This window comes from Chitinophagales bacterium (genome assembly GCA_019694975.1).
Lineage (GTDB): Bacteria > Bacteroidota > Bacteroidia > Chitinophagales > UBA10324 > JACCZZ01.
Genome location: JAIBAY010000004.1, coordinates 120,100 through 142,703, shown reverse-complemented (window position 1 = coordinate 142,703; position 22,604 = coordinate 120,100). Strand labels below are relative to the sequence as shown.

Below are 22,604 nucleotides of genomic sequence, written 5' to 3'. Positions count from 1 at the left end.
AAATGAAATCAGGAATGAGAAATACGGGATATGTGGCTGGAATACTGCTCTCCATAGCGCTGCTGTCGGCGTGTAACAGCGGTTATAAGAAAGCAGATCTTACAGTAGTGGATTTCCCGACATATGACAGCACCAAATTTGATCCGCTGGATAAACCAAGCGGTAAACTGTTCGACATACTTACCAGCGCAACAACCGGCCTGGACTTTTCGAACAACGTCGGCTTTCGTATGCGCAATGACAATAACATCTACCAGTATTTTTATAACGGTGCAGGTGTTGCCGTACTGAATGTCAATGGTGATTCGCTGCCGGATATTTATTTGACCGGCAATCTTGTGCCCGACAAATTGTTTTTGAATGAAGGCAATATGAAGTTTAAAGACATTTCCGCGGCAGCCGGCATTCTTACAAAGAACAAAGGATGGTCAACCGGAGTGTCGGTGGTCGACATTAACAACGACGGATTTGATGATATTTATGTCTGCCGTTCCCGCTGGAAAGATTCACTGGCCAATCTTTTATACGTAAATAACGGTAATGGCACCTTCACGGAAAAGGCCAAGGAATTTGGCATTGATGCCCCTGATACCTACACCATTATGGCCAATTTTTTCGACTATGATAAGGATGGCGACCTTGATCTTTTTCTCGCCAACCACCCGACTGACTGGGTAGAGAAAATGCGATTTAATAATCTCGAGAAAATAGAAAATCACACCAATCAAAGTGACCGCCTTTTCAGAAATGATAACGGCCACTTTGTGAATGTGTCGAAAGAATCTGGCATAGACACGCACGGCTATGGCCTCAGCTGCACAGTAGCAGACTTCAACGGAGATACCTGGCCCGACCTTTATGTAGCCAATGATTTTGCCATGCACGATTACTATTTTATCAATCAGGGCAATGGCAAGTTCAAAGAGTCTGCACGAGAGGTGCTGAAGAAAACATCGCTCTTCGGAATGGGTGCCGACGTAGGTGATATCAATAATGACGGTTACCCTGATATTTTTGTGGTAGACATGAAGTTCGACCGGTCCTATGTACGCCGTTCATTCATGCTCGCACAACGCCGTTCGGAATTTAACAACATGGTGAGCAGTGGCTATCACTACCAGTATGTACGCAACATGCTGCAGCTTAATAACGGTAATGGCACTTTCTCGGAGATTGCCTGCCTGGCCGGTGTGGATGCCACAGAATGGTCATGGGCTCCGTTGCTGGTAGATCTTGATAATGATGGTTACCAGGATCTTTTTGTATCCAACGGATACTATAAAACCTTTAACATCGATGAACGAGAACTGATACAAGGGCTGAAGGATGCCACACGCCGTGGCGACAGCGCGATGTTCAGTAAGATCAGCGCTATCATCAATAAGAAGAAATTAAAAGATCCCAACGTTGTCTTCAAAAACAATGGCGATCTGACCTTCACGCGCATGACCGGCGAATGGGGCTTTAATCAACCCACCATAACACACGGTTCCGCTTTCGCCGACTTCGATCTCGATGGTGACATTGACATCGTGAGCAGCAATACAGAGGAATCGCCTTTTATCTACCGCAACAACGAAGCACAAACACTCAAGCATAATTTCATTGAGTTCAGGTTCGACGGCAGCCCGCAGAATAAGAAAGGTATCGGCGCTGAAGTGCACCTCTATACCAAAAACGGTTTGCAGTATCAGACCAATCACATTGTAAGAGGCTATCAGTCAACCTCACAGGACCTGCTTCATTTCGGACTCGGCGATGCAACCACCGTGGACAAAGTGGTGGTGACCTGGCTGGACGGTAAGACACAAACTTTAACCGGCCTCTCGGCCAACCAAATCGTGACACTGCACTACTCCGACGCCAATGAAAAAGCGCCCGATCAGCCGAAACCGGATTTGCTTTTCACGAATGTCACCGGCAAACTCAAAATTGATTTCAGGCATGAAGAAGATGCTTTCGATGATTTCAAACGCGAATTGTTGCTCCCCGAAAAGAACAGCTACTTCGGTCCGGGATTAGCCGTTGGCGATGTAAATGGTGACGGGCTCGACGACTTTTTTGTAGGCGGCGCCACCCGTCAGTCGGGAGCACTGTACCTGCAGTCAGCCAATGGTGAGTTCGCCGTTTCAGACGGTCAGCCATGGGCTACCGATAAGGCAGCGGATGAAATGGGTGCACTGTTCTTTGACGCTGATGGTGACAAAGATCTCGACCTCTATGTGGCTACCGGCGGAAGCCAGTTTAATATGGAAGACAAAAATTACCGCGATCACCTGTATATCAATGATGGCAAAGGAAAATTCGCCGCTGGCGATAAAGCACTGCCTGATGTATTTACCAGCGGTTCGTGTGTGGTGGCAGGAGATTATGATAATGACGGCGACCTTGATTTATTCATCGGCGGAAGACTGACACCACAGCATTATCCCACACCTGCACGCAGCGTAATCCTGAAAAACGACCAGGGGAAATTTACGGATGTAACCGCTGCCATCGCACCTTCACTTGAAAAAGCAGGACTCGTTTGCTCAGCGGTATGGACTGATTTTGACAATGATCAAAAACTGGATCTCATTATCGGTGGCGAATGGATGCCGGTGACCTTCCTGAAAAATAACAACGGTAAATTCGATAACATCACCAGTCAGACCGGTTTACAAAATATGACGGGCTGGTGGAACAGTCTCGTTTCTGGTGACTTCGATAATGACGGCGATGTGGATTATATCGCAGGCAATGAAGGTCTCAATACCCGTTATTATAAGCCAAGTGAAAAAGAACCGATTGATCTGTATGCATATGACTTTGATAAGAACGGCACCAACGACGTGGTGATTTCGTTCTATAACTTCGGGCAAAGTTATCCCGTAAAGAACCTGCAATACAGCGCTGAACAAATGCCGGTGCTGGCCAAGGAATTCAAGACCTATTCAGGATTCGCCCTTTCTTCCACCAAAGAAATCTATGGACCGAAAGGATTGGATAAAGCGTATCACCTCACCGCAAATACACTGGCAAGTTCTTATATCGAAAACCTCGGTAACGGTAAATTCGCAATGCGCCCGTTGCCCGTGCGCGCACAGGTCTCCAGCATGTTCGGTATGCTGGCCTATGATGTAAATGGCGACGGCAACCTTGACCTCTTGTATCATGGCAATTTCTATAACAAGGAATCGGAAACGGAACGCAATGATGCATTCATCGGCGAGACACTGCTCGGCGACGGTAAAGGCAACTTCACCTACCTGCCAAGCCGCGAAAGCGGTTTCTTCTCTGATAAGGATGCCAAGGCGCTGGCTGTAATAAGTGTCGGTAAAAACCAGACGCCTGTAATACTCGGCACTAACAACAACGACAAGATGTTTGCCTTCCAGCTGAACACCAATAGCAGCAAGGTGAAATACACAGAGCAGGACAGGTATGCCGACATCTACCTGAAGGACGGGCACAGGATTCATATGGAAATGAATTTCGGATCCGGCTTTCTTTCACAAAATTCGAAAGAGATTGCTTTCATCCCTTCCATCACCGAAAAAGTGATTATTACCGATTACAAAAATCAGCCGCGCACCGTTTTTCAATCCGAAGCGCTTGCGGCGAAGTAATTGTTCACAGCATCAGCAATGCAAAAGTCCCTGCTTCACGGCAGGGATTTTTTTTGTCCGTCACTACAGCGGGAAGTAACAGGCTGTAGGTTGAATAATGACTGGCGACAGTAATGATGCACAGCAGGGAAATTGTATCATATAGCTTGTGAAAGTGCTCCTGCATTTGTTACGCAGAAACCATAGACAATATTACCGCAGCCGGTTGTAAACTAACAGGCTCCGTAGCTGAAAAATTTATTGGAAAAATTCTTACCTGTTACTCTTCAGGTGCTGCATGCTGCCTACCGTCATCTCCACTTCCAGGTCCCAGTTCGCTCGCAGGGTGATGTCATCTGTATAGTTATAAATTTTCTCCGGTTGCAGGTGTTTCCAGTAGCTGCCGGTGTCCCATCGGTTGTTGCCATTCATGTCTTCAATCACTTTCAGCGAATAATCTCCCGGGCGCATTGCATTAAACTGCAGCTCCGTGAGCCCGTGCTTCAGTTTGCCACGTGCCACAACCTCCCTGGAACTGTTGCTTAATTCATAAAAATAAGTGTGGAGAGAATCTGTAGTCACCTTCAGCAAAAGGTTACCGGTTGCTGATTTTTCGAAGGTGACGAATGTGATGGAGACGCTGTCATTAAACCGCCCATACACATCCCTGAAAGCAGAATCAGGAATCATCAGCGTATAACTTGTTTTTTCGCTGAAGGGAAAATATACCTCACCTCGTTTCCTGAGCGTCAGCGTATCGGCAACCAGATTTGCTGCAGCCGGCGTGCTGACTTTGGTAGTATCATTGGTCAGCAGCAGCACTTTGCCCGGCATCAACATCGTTACCGGCGTTGAAAACTGCAGCAGCATGGGTTTATCCGGTGCCTGTTGCTGGCTGCTGCGCCCGCCTTTTAATGCTGAAGTGATAGTAAATTTCGGCAACAGCACTTTGTCCTTTTCATTCACGGGTTTCATGCGCACCGCAATGGTATCTGTAAAATCGCCATCCTTCAACTGCAATGTTATACTGTCTGATGTAATATCATTCAGAAAAAAAACAGCAGTGTCCCTTGCTGCATTGTATTGAATAACGCTATCTGCCTTCCTGACAGTAAGTGGTGTCACCTGTAACTGATTTATTGGTTTCGCAAAAGCGATAGAAATCCTGCCGGGCTGTGAAGCGTGCGCACCCAGCAGCTTCTGTTGCTCTGCAGCAGGTTTAAACAGAAGCAGAGCATAAAAACCGGTGCTGTCTTTAATCTCAATAGCAGAGTCGGAAAAGGCAATGTCTTCCCCCGGGCTATATTGCAGATCTGCATTCTGATCACGCAGCCCGATGAGCTTGTAGGAACCTTCTTTGATGTGGCTGATTTCAAAATGGCCATCCTTGGCAGAATGCGCATAATAAGACGGCCGCTCTTTGGCCACTACGGAGTCTGTCTGGTCGCTGTATAGCATGGCCAGTACATTTTCTTTCGGCAACCCGTCTTCGGCGCCCCTGACTATTCCCTGGATATTCAGCGAGTCGATGTAGTCACCGGTTGAAAAAACATATTGATAATTCACCATGATATTTCCTTCGGTGATGTCTTTAACTGCTGCGCCGAAGTTAACGGTGTAGGTTGTTTGTGGCTTCAGGGTATCATTCAGGGTAATGCTGAGTGTTTTCCCGTGAACACGGTACTGTGGCTTTATCTTCAATGCCGGCGAAAAAAACACCTGTGAACCAAAATCTCCGGTCTGAATAAATTCATTGAATGTGATCGTGATCTTCTGCGCATGAAAATGAATCGAAAGATTATCAGGATTGCTGCGGACCGGCACAGGCGGTGTAATATCCTTATCGCCTCCGGTAGGTGCCATCTGGCTTGCACAGGATTGCAGGAGCAGGGCAATGATGGAATATGAGAGAATTTTTTTCAGCATGCTGGCAGAATGGCAAAAGTAAGGTGGCAGGGCGAGAAAGAAGAAGGTATAGCAGTAGTAGTCCTTTACGCACGAATCATTCTTTGATGCAATGTTGCGCTTTCCCTCAACATCATGCTGCTATAACCTTGCACATCACTGAATGACTGCCGGTTTCCAGCTGCATAAAATAGATGCCTTCGGCTAAATCATTCATCGTAACGGATATGCTTTGCGCTCCGGCTTCATACGGTGCATTGATCAACGTCCGGATAATTCTTCCCTGCACATCCATCAGTGTTATGATGACTGAGGATTTTTCTGTGAGAAAGAAATCGACCGTTGTCCGGTCAGCAACAGGGTCAATAGCGATGCGCGAACAATAAGCCGGTACATCTTTAACAAATTCAACCTGTACATCGGGCCGCAATGCAACAGGATTAGTTTGTGCCAGTGCGGGTTTCGGAAAAATGAAACTACAAAACAAAACAAGTAAAAGGCAGCAGGAGGAGTGAGATTTTATCATACAAGACTATTGCCGTTTGATAATTTTCTCAAAGCAAAATATTAAAAAAAATAAACCTGCAAATAAAAAGCCCTGCTGCATAGTGTTTTGCAGCAGGGCTTTTATCTCGAAAATGACGGCATTAATTTCTTCTGCCGCCCATAAATATCATGATATAGTAAACCAGTGTAGCCAGGGAAGAAAGTGCAGCAACCACATAGGTCATAGCAGCCCACCACAAGCCATCTTTTGCTTTTTCACTGTCGGCACCTGCCATAAAGCCGCTGTTGTTGATCCATGCCAATCCGCGCCGGCTGGCATCAAACTCCACGGGCAAGGTAACAAAGCTGAATAAAGTGGTCATAGCGAATAACACGATGCCAACGAGCAGTAATTGCGGAAACACCTGCAGGGTGAGGATGCCTGCCAGCAGGATCCACTGCATCCATTGTGAAGAGAAACTCACAATGGGCACCAGCCGCGATCGCAGGTTCAGCCAGGCATAAGCCGTTGCATGCTGAACGGCATGGCCGCATTCATGGGCGGCAATCATGGCTGCCATCACGCTTCTGCCTTCAAACACTTCAGGACTGAGGTTAACCGTTTTATCCATCGGGTTATAGTGATCCGTCAGCTGACCGGGCACAGAAACGATCTTGACATCATAGATGCCATTGTCGCGAAGCATTTTCTCCGCCACATCAGCGCCGCTCCAGCCGTTGGGCGTAGGATACTTACTGTATTCCGACATCTTCGAACGCAATCGTGCCTGTACGAGAAAACCTACAAGCAGCAAACCGATCATTACAACAAAAAACAACATTTGCATAGTTGGTTAAAAGTTTGGTTTTATAACGCAAAGATACCATAGATTGTTCAATGCATCGCGAAGAGAGACGGCTGCCGCCCTTAATTATTTTACCGGAATCAGCACGATTTTAATCCTCTGCAAATGCTGTGTCAGGTGGAAAATAACGCCTGCCTTCCGGCATTTACCCATGTGAAACATCTATATTTGTGCGAAACATAACAGTCTTGGAAGGAATACAATCACATATTGAAGCATTGATCTTTGTTGCCGAGCAACCTATTTCCATCAAAGATTTACAGGAATGTCTTATTCGCCTCGTGGGACTCGAGCTCAGCAAGGATGAAATTGAATCACATGTAGAGGCACTCGTACAGAAATACCACGACGGTGATTTCGCCTTCGAGATGGTTCCCATTGCCGGTGGCTATCAGTTTCTGACCAAACCGGCTTATCAGCCAACCGTCAGCGAGTTCTTAAAAAGCAAGCTGAACAAAAGACTTTCCACCAACTCGCTGGAAACACTGGCCATCATTGCTTATCGTCAGCCGATTTCCAAACCGGATATTGAACGTATCAGGGGCGTAAACTGCGATTACACGATTCAGAAACTGCTGGAGAAAGAACTTATTGCGATCATCGGCAGAAGCGAGGAAGTGGGAAAGCCGCTGCTGTATGGCGTCAGTACCTTCTTCATGAATTATTTTGGTATCAACTCCGTGAATGACCTCCCGAAGTTAAAAGACCTGGAACAGCCAACTGACAATGTGATTGGTTCGCCTTCGGACAATTGATAAAAGTTTCCCGAAAATTTTTTTTCCCGCTAAAACATTATCACCCGAAGAGTATCGGCTGAATAAGCCGTTGCATTTCGGGTGAATGAATTTCTTCTTCCGGGTGCTCCATGCGCGTCAGTATTTCCGTTACCTCATGGATAGCCTGTCCCTTTTGCAGTGCCTCTGCATATGGAATATTGGAAAACGAAACCATCTGGTACGGCGAAATAAAACGATCAGGGTAAGCGGCAGCAATCAGCTTCTCTATTTTTTTCTTGTGCAGGAAATGCGGATCAGCTACCAGGTCACGCATCTCAATGAAGTTATTCAGTGCCAATTCCGCGATAGCATCAGCATTCGGTTTTCTTGATTGTTCAAAGGCCGGAAGAATCTTGCTCCAGTCATCTGCATAGTAATCCATCAATTCATGCAGCACCGTGCAATCTTCAAACCCGCAGTTCATGCCCTGCCCGAAGAAAGGAACAATGGCATGTGCCGCATCGCCAATCAGGCAGGCTTTGTCTTTATAGCTCCAGGGAAAACAACGCACCGTGACGAGGGAAGCAGTCGGGTTGTGTGCGAAATCTTCTTTATAGGTTGGCATCAGCGGGAGCACATCGGGGAAATAGGTGCGGAAAAAGTTTTCGATGTCTTCGCCTGTTTTTAGCGCTGAAAAAGAAACAGGGCCGTCAAACTGAAAGAACAAAGTGCAGGTAAAACTTCCGTCGAGGTTGGGCAGTGCAATCAGCATGAAATTTTTTCTCGGCCAGATGTGCAGGGAATTTTTGTATAGCTGATGTGTACCGTCCTGCCCGGCAGGTATGGTTAGTTCTTTATAACCATGTTCAATATAGGATTGCGATAAATTGAACCGGTCGAGAAACTGCATGGTATGCCGCAAGGCAGAGTAAGCGCCATCCGCGCCGAAAATCAGATCGCTTTCCGCATAGGGCTGCGCACTGTGTGCGTCAAATTTCACCTCCGGCTTTTCAAGGTCTATAGATTCAGCGCGCTGGTTGAAATAAATTTTTACACCGGTCTGCGCTTCGGCCAGGTCCATCAGCGCCATATTCAGTGCACCGCGTGAAACAGAATAAATGGCCTGTCCTTCTTTGCCATATGGCTGCTCATTGGCGGTACCGTCCACAGCATGAATCATCCTGCTGTGCATGGGAATGGCAATCTTACGGATTGCCGCTTCCAGTCCTGCCGCCTGCAGGCCTTTCCATCCGCGGTCGCTTAATGCCAAATTGATGGAACGGCCTGCCTGAATTTTTTCCCTTCGCATGTCAGGGCGGCGTTCATAAATGGTAACATGGTTGCCCCTTTTCGCCAGCAGCACTGCCAGCAGTGAACCGACGAGCCCGGCGCCGAGGATGGTTATTTGTTTTGTCATAGTATGAAACTAAGAGAAGTTTTCAAGATCGCGTTATTGGATTTCACCCAGAGAGGATACCGTTGAAAAAAATTTTAAGGATCATGCAGCAGGGTGCAAATTTTTACTCATAATTCCCGAAGTACTCTGCCGACATTCCAAACGTCTTCAAAACTATTGTATAAAGGCACCGGCGCCATACGAATTACATTCGGTTCACGCCAGTCTGTAATCACGCAGGCTTCCGTTAAGCGATTGAAAATCTCTTTTCCATTAGCGGATGCAATCAAAGACAACTGACAACCGCGCCAGGCAGGATCTTTTGGCGTGATGATCTGTAATGTTTTTGAAGGATGATTATTATTGAAGTCGTCAATAATAAACTCAAGGTATGCGGTAAGCTGTAAGCTTTTATTTCTGAGATTTCCCATACCGGCTTCATCATACAGCTCCAGTGATGCCCGATGAATGGCCATCGGGAAAACCGGTGCATTACTCACCTGCCAGCCGGCTGCTCCGGCTTGCGGATGAAATCCTTTTTCCATTTTGAAACGCGTCGCTTCCTCGTTGCCCCACCAACCGGCAAAGCGTGGCAGCTCAGAATTGTTGCCATGTTTTTCATGCACAAATATTCCGGCCACACCGCCAGGGCCGCTGTTCAGGTATTTATAACTGCACCAACAGGCAAAATCAACTTGCCATTCGTGCAGCTTCACCGGGACATTTCCCACCGTATGCGCAAGATCAAATCCAACCATTGCACCTGCTGCATGACCGGCTTCTGTAATGGCTTTCATATCAAACAACTGACCACTCAGATAATTGACACCACCAAACATGATTGTAGCAAGCTGATCTGCATTGTCTTTGATTGCCTGCAAAATATCTTCCGTCCGCAAAGTGAATTCACCTTCGCGCGGCTTCATTTCAATTACTGCATCATCAGGGTCAAGACCATGATAGCGCACCTGCGTTTCCATCGCATACTGATCCGATGGAAAAGCATTCGCTTCCATCATGATCTTATAACGTGTTTTCGTCGGGCGATAAAATGAGACCATCAATAAATGCAGGTTGGCAGTAAGTGAGCCCATGGCAACTACTTCATTTTTATCAGCTCCGACAATTTTTGCCAATGCTTCTTCGCAAAAGTGATGATAGTACAACCATGGATTCTTTGCATGGAAGTGTGCTTCCACACCATGATGCTGCCAGTCCAAAAATTCCTGTTCTGCATAATCGCGTGCTTTCTTAGGCAGCAATCCCAACGAATTACCTGCTAAATAAATCACTCGTTTACCGTTGATTTCGGGGATATGGAACTGATCACAGAATTTCCGGAGCGCATCAGTAGCATCAAGTTGTTGCGCAAAGGCCTGCGTATTTTCAAACTTCATAGTATATCAAAAATTGAAGAATCAAATATCGGAGGATAAACGGAAAATTGAGGATAACTTTCGGAATACTGTGACAATTATACTTTTAAATGCCGCAGCTTGCGCAATTGAGTCGGATTTCCTTTGGTATGGAAACCATCAAGGCCGTAATCCCTCGTATTGACAATTTTACCGATAATTCTATAGTTGCCAAAAACTATGTATCTGTAAACTTTCTTTCGGGTAGTTAGTTCAGGGCATTCCGGCAATAAGTAAGAGTTTTGAAAATTCAGCGTTTCATTCACGATTCACTCTTCATACTTTGCAGCGAATTCCTGAGAAACCCTTTCCTTAATGTACTTATAAATTTGCCGGATTGCGCCTTCGGCAAAAGCAGTAATAACTACCTCATATTTTTCTACGGTCCTTTGCATGCCGCTCCTTTATACGCTTCATAACTTCTTCAACAGAATAAACTCTTCCATGTTGAATATCTTCTTCCGCCAGGCGGAAGCGATCCTAAAATTCCTTTTCTGTAACACCATATACCTTAAAAAAATGCTCATCCTTACCGGCACCATTCTTTTTCTTGTCCTCTGAAAAATTGATTTCCTCCGCGCCGCTTACATCTTCTGCAAACTCTTTTGCCAGCATCGCCTGTTTACGATTTTTGAATTTTATGGTTAGTGTTGTCAGTATCTGAATGTGTCTTTCTAAAATAATCAATTGTTTGTGCAAGAAGTAATTAAGGGTTTGCAGGTGGTACCAGTTCTATCCTGACATGCCAGATATTTCTCCCTGATAGTATTCACTCTTGAATGTTGCTTCACGTTCAGCATCTAAGTATTGCTTGATTGTTTTATGTGTTAAAGCAGGTGCACTCAATTCACATGAGTTAAGATTTGAAAGTCCGGAAAAATTTGGTTGCCCTTAGATCCATTCAATTTCAAATCACTTCGCTATACCAGCCCGGTTATTTAAACCATTCCGCATACATCACATAATTATTGGCAATGCGCATATTGATCTGTTCAAAATGTTCCGGTGAGAGTTCTTTCACTTTTTTAGCCGGGACACCTGCATAAATGCTGCCTGATTCCACGCGGGTATTTTCAAGCACTACGGATCCTGCCGCGATCAGCGAATTTTTTTCCACTACGGCATGATCCATTACGATAGCGCCCATTCCCACCACCACATTATCTTCCAGCGTACAGCCGTGCACAATGGCACCATGGCCGATGGAGACATTGTTGCCAATGGTTGTGCTGGCTTTCTGATAGGTGCAATGAATTATTGCGCCATCCTGTATATTCACCTTGTTGCCAATGCGGATAAAGTGCACATCGCCACGCACAACGGCATTGAACCAGATGGTGCAGTCATCGCCCGTGATTACATCACCAGCTACTACAGCATTTTCGGCAAGGAAACAGTTTTTGCCAAACTGCGGCTCAATGCCATTGATGGATTTGATGATTGCCATATCAGATCTGAGATGTTTTTCATTTGCAGTGAATACAGTTTCAACGGCCGTAAATCATTTTCAGGTGTTCATTGGTTTCAGCCGCTTTAATGGCGCCGACTCTTTTTTCCAGGTCTGCCATTTGAATATTAATCCAGTCAAGTCCGGTCATCAGTTGCTGTTTTTCATCAGCGCTCAATTCATCACGCATCAGCATATTGGTAGCGGTTTCTTTCTGCTGATCCATGGCCGAATACACATTTTCAAGCGCATTGGTAGCTGCCAGCCGCACATACCATCGCGCGTTATTTGCCGATATCTCATAGAGGAGCGGCAATGCTTTTTCAATAACTGCTGTGTCAGTAGACCACCGGGCGAGGAACTGCCCGTAGTTCACAGTGGAATAGTAAGATACATCGCTGCCGCTCAGGCGTGACATAAAGAAATCATTCTTTTCAGGTCCGCCCATCCTGGCATAAACAGTCTCCAATCCGTCTCTCACCTGCTCCGATGAGTCCTTCTCCAGCATTACGGCCGCCTTGTAAGCTTTCATGGAATCAACCTCCACCATTGCTTTTAATGCAGTGGAGATGACGAGGAATGAACTGTCGCGCAATGCGTTTTCCAGCACACCGGTGACTGATGTATCCTGCCATCCGGCTATGTTCTCTAAAGCGGCAGCACGCACTAATGAGCTTGAATCGTGCATTGCCAGTTCCTTTATTTTATTTGCAAAAACAGATTGGTCCTGTGCTGCCATGTCGGGAGGAATGCTTTCCACGGATAGCCTGCGTATCGCGGCATCGCGGTCGTTCATTCCCATCAGCAAAACCTGTTCATACAATGGACTGGCGGCATGCTGCGCGAAATAGCTGATGGATTCATGGCGGTCCATGAAGAGCGGCGCATGCTCCAGCTGAAAGGCAAAAGCGGAGTCAGATTTATTATCCGTCTTTTCACAAATCAGTGCCTTGCCGGCATCCACATTTACAAGGTCGGGAGGCGTTTGGCAGGAAAAGGAAAATTCCTGCATGGCATCTGTGATCACTTTTGCATAACGTGTTACGTTTCCGCCTTCATAAACATCAATATCAACCGGTAACCTGAAGACCGGTGTACCATCATTGGTGTCTTGCACCTGCTGAACGGTAACGGTTTCCTTTTTTGCATCAGCGTCATATTGGTAACTGATATCCAGCACCGGATGCCCTGCCGAGAAAAACCACTGATTGAAAAACCAGTTTAAATCCTGGCCGGTGACTTCTTCAAAAGCCAGCCGCAGTTGTGCCACTTCAACGGTTCCGAAGCGATGCGCGGTGAGATATTTATTCAAAGCACGGAAGAAGGCTTCATCACCCACATAGCTTCGCAGCAGGTGAAGCACTCTTCCGCCCTTCTGATAGCTGATAGGATCAAAAATATCTTCCTTGTCCTTATAATCATACCTGATGAGCGGCTCATTGCCCAGCCGCGACATATAGAGGTATAATTCAAGATCGTCATTAAGATGATTGTCTGCTTCATCCTTTCCGTATTGATGTTCCATCCACAGGTATTCTCCATAGGTAGCAAAGGATTCATTCAGCGGAATATTGGACCATGATTCACAGGTTACAAGGTCGCCAAACCACTGATGAAATAATTCATGTGAAATGATATCTTCCTTATTGCCGTCAATCATTTCTCTTGTTGTCTGATGCATGTCTTCATACATCAAAGTGGCGCTTACATTTTCCATGGCACCGGAAATGTAGTCGTGCACCACCACCTGCGAATACTTAGGCCAGGGATAAGGCACGCCGAGCAGGCTGGAAAAGAAATCAATCATCTCCGGCGTATTGCCAAAAATCGCCTGCGCATATGGCGCATATTTTTTATCAACGTAGTAGTTGACTTCCATATTCTTCCAGTGATCTTTGATAACGGCAAACGGTCCGGCCGCCATCATCACAAGATAAGGTGCATAAGGGAGGTCGAGTTTCCAGGTATCGGTATGCGTTCCATCTGCATTATCCTTTGAAGAAATCATTAATCCGTTAGAAAGGGTAACAAATCCTTTTTCCACCGTCATCGATAATTCCGTTGTCATTTTCATATTCGGCTTGTCAATCGTCGGAAACCAGCAGGAGTTACTTTCCGTTTCACCATGTGTCCAGAGTTGCCGCGGCTTATCAGGATCTTTTCCGTCCGGATTAATAAAGTATAATCCTTTTGCATCGGTAATGGCTGCCGACCCTTTCACCTTCAGCTCATTGGGTTTCGCGGTATAGTCAATGTAAACAGTGTACTGATCATCGTCTTCATACGTCTTGTCCAGCTTAACATTGATGCCCGTCGAATCGTGCGTGTATTGCAGCGGTATGTTGCCTTGCTTGCGCACGAGCTCCAGTTTATGTAAATCAAAACCCTTCGCATCGAGCCACAATGAATCCGTTGCATAAAAATGAGGAGAAAGCGTAATCCAGGCTTTTCCGTTGAGTTGTGTTTTGCTCCAGTCGAAGCTGACATCCAGCTTCGTATGAATAAGGTCATTAATAATCGTGTGTGAAGAGCGGTAAACCTGCGGGGTAACCACAATGGCATCATCACTGAACTCGTAGGACAAGCTATCCGAAGGATCTAGTGCATAAGGATCATCAAGCGCTGTGGTATCGGCATTGGAGATATCGGAAGCGGACATCCTTTGCTTCACAGAACAACTGATTACACCCGTAGCGAGCAGCAACAGGCTACAATAGATAAGAATTTTTTTCATCGTCATTGAATTAAATTATCCGGGCTATTCAGCAGGCCGTTTGCTGTGTCACCTTTGCGGTAATGAAACATGATACGAAACAAAAATAGGATTAAACGGTGACAGCCAATACCGGTTATGATATCCCGGCCTGACATCGGATGCTTCATTGCCCTGGCATGACACCTTGTTGCCGGCACCGGTTGGACTAAGCCGGATTAATCTTGTTGCCGCGTACGCAATTATCAATTTTATCATTTGCTTTGTATGACCAAACGGTCAAAAAAATAACATTCATGTACAAGGTAACAGTCGATCAGGATAAAGAAAGGGAAATCGAACTAACCGGCAACGATTTCACGATAGACGGCAAGCAAGGCACCTGGGATAAGATTTCCATTGGTAACCGGCGTTTTCACATCGTGAAAGATAACCGCTCTTTTACCTGTGAAGTGCTGCAGTCGGTAAAGGAAAAAAAGACCTTTACCATTCGCGTGAACGGGCATATCTACCAGGTAAAGGTGAAAGACCGGTTTGATGCCTTGCTGAAAGAACTGGGCATGGAAGGAACAGCTGTACATAAGGTGAATAACATAAAAGCTCCTATGCCGGGATTAGTGTTAAAAGTCATGGTGCAGGTTGACCAGGAAATAAAGGAAGGTGATTCCGTGCTGATTCTGGAAGCCATGAAAATGGAAAATGTTATTAAATCTCCGGGAGCCGGCATCGTGAAAGCCATAAAGGTGGTTGCCAAAGACGCAGTAGAAAAAAATCAGGTGCTGGTAGAACTGAAATAACCTGCCACAAAGCACTTCCTTGCTCTGAAAGCTCAGACTACATTATAGGTCAACATTGAGATTGTTTTAGATATGCAAGCAAGCTTACATTACCGCTTCCGTCATATGTTTAACAGCACTCATGCCGGACACCGGCAAAAACCAAAGGGCTCATTAACCATTACATCACTTGCGTGAAGATCAGCATGAACCGTAAAATTATCTTGGATGTGCCGTTGTTGATACTCGTGCTGTTTGCTACGATGCCTGCCTGTGAAGCACAGAATTCCTATAACCCATACGAACTGAAGGTGAACAAAGAACTCGCCTATTTTACTACGGGAGTGGTAATGAACCTGGGAGGGTTGCTGGCACGAACCGGCAAAACACCATTTACCACGCAGCAGGCGCTTACCGACACCAATACTGATAAAATTCCTTCCTTCGATTTAAGTGCTGTCAAACAATCAAACGCTGCTTACCTGAATGCCAGCAACTACGCTTTATATGCTGCAATGGCTCTTCCGCTTCTATCACTTGCAGATGGGCGCATCAACGACAATGCCGTGACCACGATTTTGTTGTATGTCGAAACCATAGCAATCGGTTCGGGTGCTTATAACCTGACCTCCGGGCTTGTCAGCAGGCGGCGTCCGCTGACCTACAACACACAGGACTTCACCATTGAAGAACGCACGGCATCCAACGTAAAAGAGTCTTTCTTCAGCGGCCATACCAGCATATCGGCCTGCGCATCATTCTGCGGCGCCAAAATATTCAATGATTTTCACCCGCATTCAAAGCTTACCCCTGTTGTATGGACCGTTGCAGTAACTTTTCCTGCATTTATCGGCCTTGCCAGGTATAAGGCCGGTAAACATTTTCCGAGCGATGTAGTGACGGGTTACGTGGTGGGTGCCGGTATTGGTTACCTGATTCCGCAACTGCACCGCATTGATCACGGCGACAGGCTCAGCATTGCCCCAATGCTTGGCAACGGCAAAGGTTTGTACCTGAGTTATGCCTTCTGAAACAGCAGCCTATTAATGTTCAATCACGCCGCACAGCAGCCTGTTGTCCCCCTTTCGTGGACTTGTTGACGTTCCTGCCCCTGGATATTTTTACAGCTGTATTAGGTAACATAAAATCCAATAAGATGAAACATCAATTATGCCTTTCGATCCTGTTGATTATGGCCATTACCGTTCAGCCATCATCAGCACAAACCATTAAGAATGCTATCACTAATGAGGCGGTGGTAAAAATACAAACGAACGTTACGGATGATGAGGTGACCATTGAATGGGATACAGAGCGCGAAAAAAATATCCATTGCTTCGTACTTGAACGTTCCCTGGATGGTGTAAACTATGAGATGATGGCCATGGTACCCGCGAAAAACCGATATGCCGTTGGCGCACACTATAAAGTATGTGACCGGGAAACATTACTCCAACCGGGCATGATACTTTATTACCGCTTAAAGACGATTGACATGAATGGTATGCATGGCATTACCACGCTCATTCTCGAAAAAGACGGTGCAGGACTCATCAGCAGCCGCTGATGTTACAATTTAACTCCGGGAACTCCGCCGGCTGATGAGGCCGGCGGATTGCTTTTTATCGTTGCCGTATTGCGTAACGATATCATGCTTTTGGCACATCATTCCTTCCACCGGAGTTTTTTTCCGGTTTCAGAAATGCTGCTTTACAATGCGCAACATTTCGTTTTGTACATTGATTGTATCTTTCCATCCGGAAACTCAGCAAGCTGAAACGGCAAGCTGACTTTCTCCAAACTCCGCTGATATGCCTCCTGACAACGCTTTAGTTATAGATCAGTTTTACCGTGCATTTCAGGCCCGTGACTTCCGTACCATGCAAACCTGTTATCATGAGCAGGTAGTATTTTCCGATCCTGTTTTTCAGCAACTCAAAGGGAAGGAAGCAAATGCCATGTGGCATATGCTGATTGCCAATGGCAGCGACCTTCAGCTCACCTGGCGTGATGTGAAAGCAGCCGGAGATACGGGCACCTGCTATTGGGAAGCGGCTTATACTTTCTCAGGCAGTGGACGAAAAGTAGTGAACATCATTCATGCAGTCTTTGAGTTCCGTGATGGTAAAATTTTCCGTCACACCGACCAATTTGATCTGTGGAAGTGGACCCGCATGGCTTTGGGCATTACCGGAATTTTACTTGGCTGGAGCAACTTCTTCCAAAATAAGATCAGGAAAAAAGCGGGCATTGCTTTGCACAAGTTTATCGAAGCACATCCTGAATATCGCTAAACCTGCAAGCGCTGTTCCCGTTGAATGAAAAAGGTTATACTGCTAAAAGTATTGGTGCTTTGTGTCCTTTGTGGTTAAAGGAGAAAAATGAACCACAAAGAGCACAAAGGCATTCACGAAGAACACAAAGGTTATCGCTCTATTACTATCTTATTACGCACGTAATCATAGCCTATTTTAGAAAACAGGACATAAACACCAGGAGCGAGGTCAGACAAATCGATGTTAAGCGTAGATTGCGAATCGAGTGAAACAAAGTGATGCTGCATCACCTGTCCGAGCATATTTATCACCCGTAAATCCATATCGCCCGCTGCCGGATTTTGAATAAACAATGTAACCGGGCCTGCTGTCAGGCTTGGCGAAACGGTGAATGTATTTTTCGCGATTGAACTGATCACGGAAAAACTATTGGTAGCCGTATCATTAAAGATAAACTGATCCGTTTGATTGTTGGGCATCGTGCTCCAGGCGGTGGCAACATGATCACCTTCACTGGTGAAATACAATTCATCAAACGTAATCAGTTCCGATTCACCGGTGGCCAGGCTTCCGGTAAAAATTTTTTTGGCCGGATCCTGTCCGTCTACCTGGTAATAGATAGTGGCATTGGTCAGTATGTCTGAGCCACGGTTGGTCAGTTGTACCTGCGGCTTGAAGGAAAGAAAGCTGATCGTATCCGCTGCATGGGTGATTTTTGACACCGCGGCATCATTCGCAAAATAAACACCCTGGCAACCGGCAGGTGAACTCAGGATGCTCTTGCGGGTGCCGTTGAGGGTAGCGTTCATCACCGCGACCTGCCCTTTGGTAAACATATACATGCACCGGTCATCTGTATAATCCATATAGTTCATGAACATAACGCCGGGCTCAACGGGCGAACAGTTATCGGTTAGCGGATACGAAGGGCATCCGAAATTGGCATCTGCCTGGTTGGGTGTGTCAGCGATATTGTCACTGCCGCTGCAGGTTCCGTTGTCATCACCCCAAACATGCGTAAGCCCAAACCAGTGCCCCACTTCATGGCTGCAGGTTCTTCCCTGGTTATATGGATACACGACGGTGCCTTCCCTCCCAAAAGCACGATAGAGAATTACCACGCCGTCGGTTTTGGAATTGCCCGAATTGCTCTGCGGCAACGTGGCATAGCCCAACACACCGCCGCCGAGGTTGCAGGTCCATATATTGAGATAATGCTTCGCAGGCCAGGCATCATCGCCACCTTTGGCAGTAAACTTCATGCTGTCACCCGTCGTGAATAAACTCACTGTGGTATTAGTACGGACAATGCCGCTGGTGGAATCGCCGTCAGGATCATACGCGGCAAGGCAAAACTGAATCTGGCTGTTGGCTGCCATCGGCCTGAAGGCTTCCGGTATTTTTGAAGTATCCGGATTGCTCATCATAAAATCTTCATTCAACACATCAATCTGTGACTGAACCTGCTTGTCTGATATATTCTGTGAGCTTGTTTTATAAATCACATGCACCACTACCGGTATCGTAACAACATCCCGTGTTCCGCCAGGATTATTTTTTATCCATTCGCGTGCTGCCAGGGCAGTTTCTTCCACATCCTGTTTAGTGCCCGGCTGCTGCATTTCGTATTGTTCCAGCACCTGTTGCGTAGCACACCGCACCACTTCCTGCGCCTCGGCAAAGGGCAGCATAACAAACTGAAGCACTATCATGAGGACCATTGAAATACGCATCAAGATCATGTCTGAAGAAATTAATCCCTGTTTGATTGTGTATTAACCACAGCTTAAAGTTACTGTAAGCGACTTAATCACCAAATCTCTTGCAGCCCGGCGCTCATAATGGACCTGGCAATGCTGCTCTTTCATGATACGCTGAGAACAGGATGGTATGAACGATATCGTAATGAAAAAAGTATCAATGTGCCCGGTCTCCACGCATTTGCACCACAGCCCACTGATTGCGAAAAAACTAACTTTGTCACTTCCTGCATGACCCTGAATAATATTTTTCTGCTTTGCATTGCATTGGTCTGTTTGCCGACGGCTGCGGCAAAGGCACAGAACAGGAAAACTGTGGTTGCTATACGCATCAGCGAAGCACCCAAGATTGACGGGCTGTTAAATGATGATTGCTGGAAATCCGGTGTGCCATACACTGATTTTGTGGAAGCCGTGCCTGCATTCGGAGCACCTGCAAAAAACCGTACGGAAGTAACGGTAGTGTATGACAACGATGCCATGTACGTTGCCGCAAAATGTTTTATGACACCCGATAGCATCTGGCTGCAACTTACCGAACGCGACGATATCTTTTCATCAACAGATGCCATCGCATTCGCATTTGATACCTATCATGACGGGCAGAATGCACTGGGCTTCGGTGTTACACCGCGAAATGTACAGGGTGATTTTAAGCTGATCCTCAACAGCGACGACGATTTTTCCTGGGATGCCGTGTGGGAAAGCAAGGTATATATCGCCCCTGATGGCTGGTATGCGGAAATGAAAATCCCTTATTCGGCTTTGCGCTTTCCAAAAGTAGCGGTGCAGGACTGGACCATAGACTTTTATCGCATCGTCCGCAGCACGCGATACGAATATCATTCCGCGGGCATTAATCCCGAAGAAAACGGAATCGTATCGCAGTTTCAACCTTTGACGGGCGTCTCGGATATCGAACCACCGTTGCGGCTGTCCCTCTCGCCCTATGCAACTGTATACGCCAATTTTTTCCGCGATAAGCTCAACAATATCTCCAGCAGTGATCTTGATTTTAAAGGCGGCATGGATCTGAAATGGGGCATCAATGAAAGCTTCACACTGGATGCCACACTGATACCGGATTTCGGGCAGGTGCAATCCGACAACATTATTTATAACCTTTCGGCGCTGGAAGTGCAGTACGATGAAAACCGATCCTTCTTTACGGAAGGAACAGAATTGTTTACGAAAGCGGAATTGTTCTACTCGCGGCGTATCGGTTTTGTCTCCGATTATTACAGCACACACAACGACACTACTGTAACAGTAGACAATCCGCCAATCAATACGCGCCTGTTGAATGCAACCAAGATTTCCGGGCGAAACCGGCATGGACTGGGAATCGGCGTATTTAATGCCATAACAGGAAATACTTATGCAACAGCTACCGGCAGCGACGGAGAAACAAAAGAGGTGTTATATGATCCGCTGACGAACTTTAATGTGCTGGTGCTTGATCAGGGCCTGAAGAATAATAGTTACCTGACTTTTACCAACACCAATGTGCTGCGGGATGCCAAAGGCAGAAATGCCAATGTAGCCAATGTGATGTCTTTCATCGCCGATAAAAAACAACACTATGCCGGCTTCGGTTACCTTGCCGTCAGTACACTGATGAACAAAAGCACTGACAACGATGATATCGATTTCAGCAATGGCTACCTGTATCGCCTTTCCTTCAAAAAAATCTCAGGCAACTTCACTTATGATCTTTCTCACCTTGCCATCAGCAAAAACTATGATCCCAATGACCTGGGTTACCTGACTATCAGGAATCAGAATACTGAAGAGGCGATTCTGCGGTACGACATCTATAAGCCATTTGGTAAATTTCTTGAATTGCACAGCGAAAACACACTGGCATACGGCTACCGCAACAGTGATGGAGCCTACACAGGTGCCACCTTTGACGGCAGCACCTTTATGCTTACCGGGAAATACCTTGGTTTCTTCGCTTATTACTTTGCCGCGCCCTTTGGCGAGCATGACTATTATGAGCCACGCGCTGAAGACCGTTATTATGCGATGCCTGCCATCTATGAGTTGGGCGCAGGTATCAGCACCGATTACCGCAAGCACATTGCGCTTGATATCGAAGGCGGCCCTGCCATCTGGAATGAACAAGGACGCATCAAGTACCGGTGGCAGGTAACGCCCCGCATCCGCATCGGCGACAAGGTGCTGCTTGTTCCGCAGAACGAAACACATTTGTATTACAATGATGTTGGATTTGTGGATACGGATGATACAGGCAATATCATTTTTGGACGGAGAGACATCAAGGAATATGATACCAACCTCAGCGGCAATTATATCTTTAACAGTAATATGTCGGTAGGATTAAAATTAAGGTACTACTCTCAGAAAGGAATATACGATCAGTATTATACGCTGGAGCAGGACGGCTCACTGGGAACAACAGGTTATGATGAAAGCAATGACTATAACTTCAATGCATGGAATATTGATCTGAATTTCACCTGGTGGTTCCTTCCCGGCAGTGAAATCAACCTGGTCTGGAAAAATTCCATCATTGGATTTGATGATCAGGCCACCTTAAACTTTATCAAAAACCTCGATCATACTTTTGATTTCCCGCGCAACAATAACATCTCCGTACGCATCAAATATTACCTCGACTACCAGGATGTGAAACGCGGTGTAAAATGAACAGCTTCATGCTTTCAGGCATTTGCTTTTATATAAAGCAGGACAAACGCTAAAACAACCGTCATGCAAAACATTCTCTACCAAAAAGATTATGAAGAAATCATTGCCCGCATCGGCCAACTGCGGCCGGATGCAAAGCGGCAATGGGGCAGGATGAATGTGAACCAGATGATCTGTCATGTCAGTGATCCGGTAAGGGGTGCATTAGGCCTGCGACAGTATAAAGACGCCGGAAATATTTTCTACCGCACCATCTTAAAGTGGTTGCTCTTTTATGTAATGCCTTTTCCGAAAAACTCGCCGACGGATATCGAATTCAATCAGCTGGAAGGCACGGGAACACCGGTGACCGGTTTCGGCCATGATCTGCAGCTTTTGCTTCAACTGCTGGAAAAGCTGCATGCAACACCTATGGACGGTTCCCTCACCCGGCATCCTTTGTTCGGGAAACTATCTGCCTGGGAATGGGGACGACTCACGGCCAATCACCTGGATCATCACTTACGGCAGTTTGGAGTTTAGCATTGCAGAGGCTATATCAAAACAGGCAATTAATGCGTTCATGCCGAATTTATTTCGGCATGACCA

At 46.3% G+C, this 22,604-nt stretch carries 16 protein-coding genes; 8 read left to right on the top strand and 8 right to left on the bottom strand.

What is annotated here, in order from left to right:
• The first annotated feature begins 14 nt into the window (after window positions 1–14).
• On the top strand, window positions 15–3,608 hold the full coding sequence (locus K1X61_09190; protein MBX7108807.1) for a VCBS repeat-containing protein: 3,594 nt from the start codon (window positions 15–17) through the stop codon (window positions 3,606–3,608).
• 252 nt (window positions 3,609–3,860) lie between these two features.
• Here the strand turns inward: K1X61_09190 and K1X61_09185 are convergent, their stop codons facing one another.
• The 3 genes from K1X61_09185 to K1X61_09175 form a co-directional block, all read right to left on the bottom strand.
• Entirely contained in the window at window positions 3,861–5,513 is a 1,653-nt protein-coding gene (locus K1X61_09185; GenBank protein ID MBX7108806.1) for an Ig-like domain-containing protein, read from the bottom strand.
• 112 nt (window positions 5,514–5,625) lie between these two features.
• Window positions 5,626–6,018, bottom strand: a complete 393-nt coding sequence (locus K1X61_09180; GenBank protein MBX7108805.1) for a T9SS type A sorting domain-containing protein — start codon at window positions 6,016–6,018, stop codon at window positions 5,626–5,628.
• Window positions 6,019–6,139: 121 nt separating this feature from the next.
• Window positions 6,140–6,826: a zinc metallopeptidase gene (locus K1X61_09175; protein MBX7108804.1), complete on the bottom strand. Its 687-nt coding sequence runs from the start codon at window positions 6,824–6,826 to the stop codon at window positions 6,140–6,142.
• Window positions 6,827–7,014: 188 nt separating this feature from the next.
• Here K1X61_09175 and scpB point away from each other — a divergent pair, with 188 nt between their 5' ends.
• The gene (gene scpB / locus K1X61_09170) at window positions 7,015–7,599 is read left to right on the top strand and encodes an SMC-Scp complex subunit ScpB (GenBank protein MBX7108803.1); all 585 of its coding nucleotides are present in this window, start codon (window positions 7,015–7,017) and stop codon (window positions 7,597–7,599) included.
• Between the two features lie 40 nt (window positions 7,600–7,639).
• Here the strand turns inward: scpB and K1X61_09165 are convergent, their stop codons facing one another.
• The 4 genes from K1X61_09165 to K1X61_09150 all read right to left on the bottom strand — a co-directional run bounded on the left by K1X61_09165 (window position 7,640) and on the right by K1X61_09150 (window position 14,552).
• A complete protein-coding gene (locus tag K1X61_09165) occupies window positions 7,640–8,977 on the bottom strand; it encodes an FAD-dependent monooxygenase (protein ID MBX7108802.1) in 1,338 nt (445 codons plus the stop codon).
• 107 nt (window positions 8,978–9,084) lie between these two features.
• The gene (gene kynU, locus K1X61_09160) at window positions 9,085–10,353 is read right to left on the bottom strand and encodes a kynureninase (protein MBX7108801.1); all 1,269 of its coding nucleotides are present in this window, start codon (window positions 10,351–10,353) and stop codon (window positions 9,085–9,087) included.
• A gap of 952 nt (window positions 10,354–11,305) precedes the next feature.
• Window positions 11,306–11,818 carry a gamma carbonic anhydrase family protein gene (locus K1X61_09155; protein ID MBX7108800.1) on the bottom strand — a complete coding sequence of 171 codons (513 nt, stop codon included), beginning with the start codon at window positions 11,816–11,818 and terminating at the stop codon, window positions 11,306–11,308.
• A 40-nt stretch (window positions 11,819–11,858) separates the two neighbouring features.
• On the bottom strand, window positions 11,859–14,552 hold the full coding sequence (locus tag K1X61_09150; protein MBX7108799.1) for a M1 family metallopeptidase: 2,694 nt from the start codon (window positions 14,550–14,552) through the stop codon (window positions 11,859–11,861).
• A 275-nt stretch (window positions 14,553–14,827) separates the two neighbouring features.
• Here K1X61_09150 and K1X61_09145 point away from each other — a divergent pair, with 275 nt between their 5' ends.
• The 4 genes from K1X61_09145 (at window position 14,828) to K1X61_09130 (ending at window position 17,601) form a co-directional block, all read left to right on the top strand.
• Window positions 14,828–15,328, top strand: coding sequence for an acetyl-CoA carboxylase biotin carboxyl carrier protein subunit (locus K1X61_09145; GenBank protein MBX7108798.1), 501 nt, complete (start codon window positions 14,828–14,830; stop codon window positions 15,326–15,328).
• Window positions 15,329–15,513: 185 nt separating this feature from the next.
• A complete protein-coding gene (locus tag K1X61_09140) occupies window positions 15,514–16,338 on the top strand; it encodes a phosphatase PAP2 family protein (protein MBX7108797.1) in 825 nt (274 codons plus the stop codon).
• A gap of 125 nt (window positions 16,339–16,463) precedes the next feature.
• A complete protein-coding gene (locus K1X61_09135) occupies window positions 16,464–16,874 on the top strand; it encodes a hypothetical protein (GenBank protein MBX7108796.1) in 411 nt (136 codons plus the stop codon).
• 244 nt (window positions 16,875–17,118) lie between these two features.
• Window positions 17,119–17,601, top strand: a complete 483-nt coding sequence (locus tag K1X61_09130) for a nuclear transport factor 2 family protein (protein MBX7108795.1) — start codon at window positions 17,119–17,121, stop codon at window positions 17,599–17,601.
• Between the two features lie 131 nt (window positions 17,602–17,732).
• On the opposite strand, the gene K1X61_09125 is transcribed toward K1X61_09130, so the two are convergent.
• The gene (locus K1X61_09125; GenBank protein ID MBX7108794.1) at window positions 17,733–19,295 is read right to left on the bottom strand and encodes a T9SS type A sorting domain-containing protein; all 1,563 of its coding nucleotides are present in this window, start codon (window positions 19,293–19,295) and stop codon (window positions 17,733–17,735) included.
• 141 nt (window positions 19,296–19,436) lie between these two features.
• On the opposite strand from K1X61_09125, the gene K1X61_09120 reads away from it, so the two are divergent.
• Both K1X61_09120 and K1X61_09115 read left to right on the top strand, forming a co-directional pair.
• Window positions 19,437–22,016: a carbohydrate binding family 9 domain-containing protein gene (locus K1X61_09120; GenBank protein MBX7108793.1), complete on the top strand. Its 2,580-nt coding sequence runs from the start codon at window positions 19,437–19,439 to the stop codon at window positions 22,014–22,016.
• Between the two features lie 63 nt (window positions 22,017–22,079).
• Window positions 22,080–22,538 (top strand): DUF1569 domain-containing protein, encoded by a 459-nt coding sequence (locus K1X61_09115; protein ID MBX7108792.1) that lies wholly within the window; start codon window positions 22,080–22,082, stop codon window positions 22,536–22,538.
• Window positions 22,539–22,604: the final 66 nt, after the last annotated feature.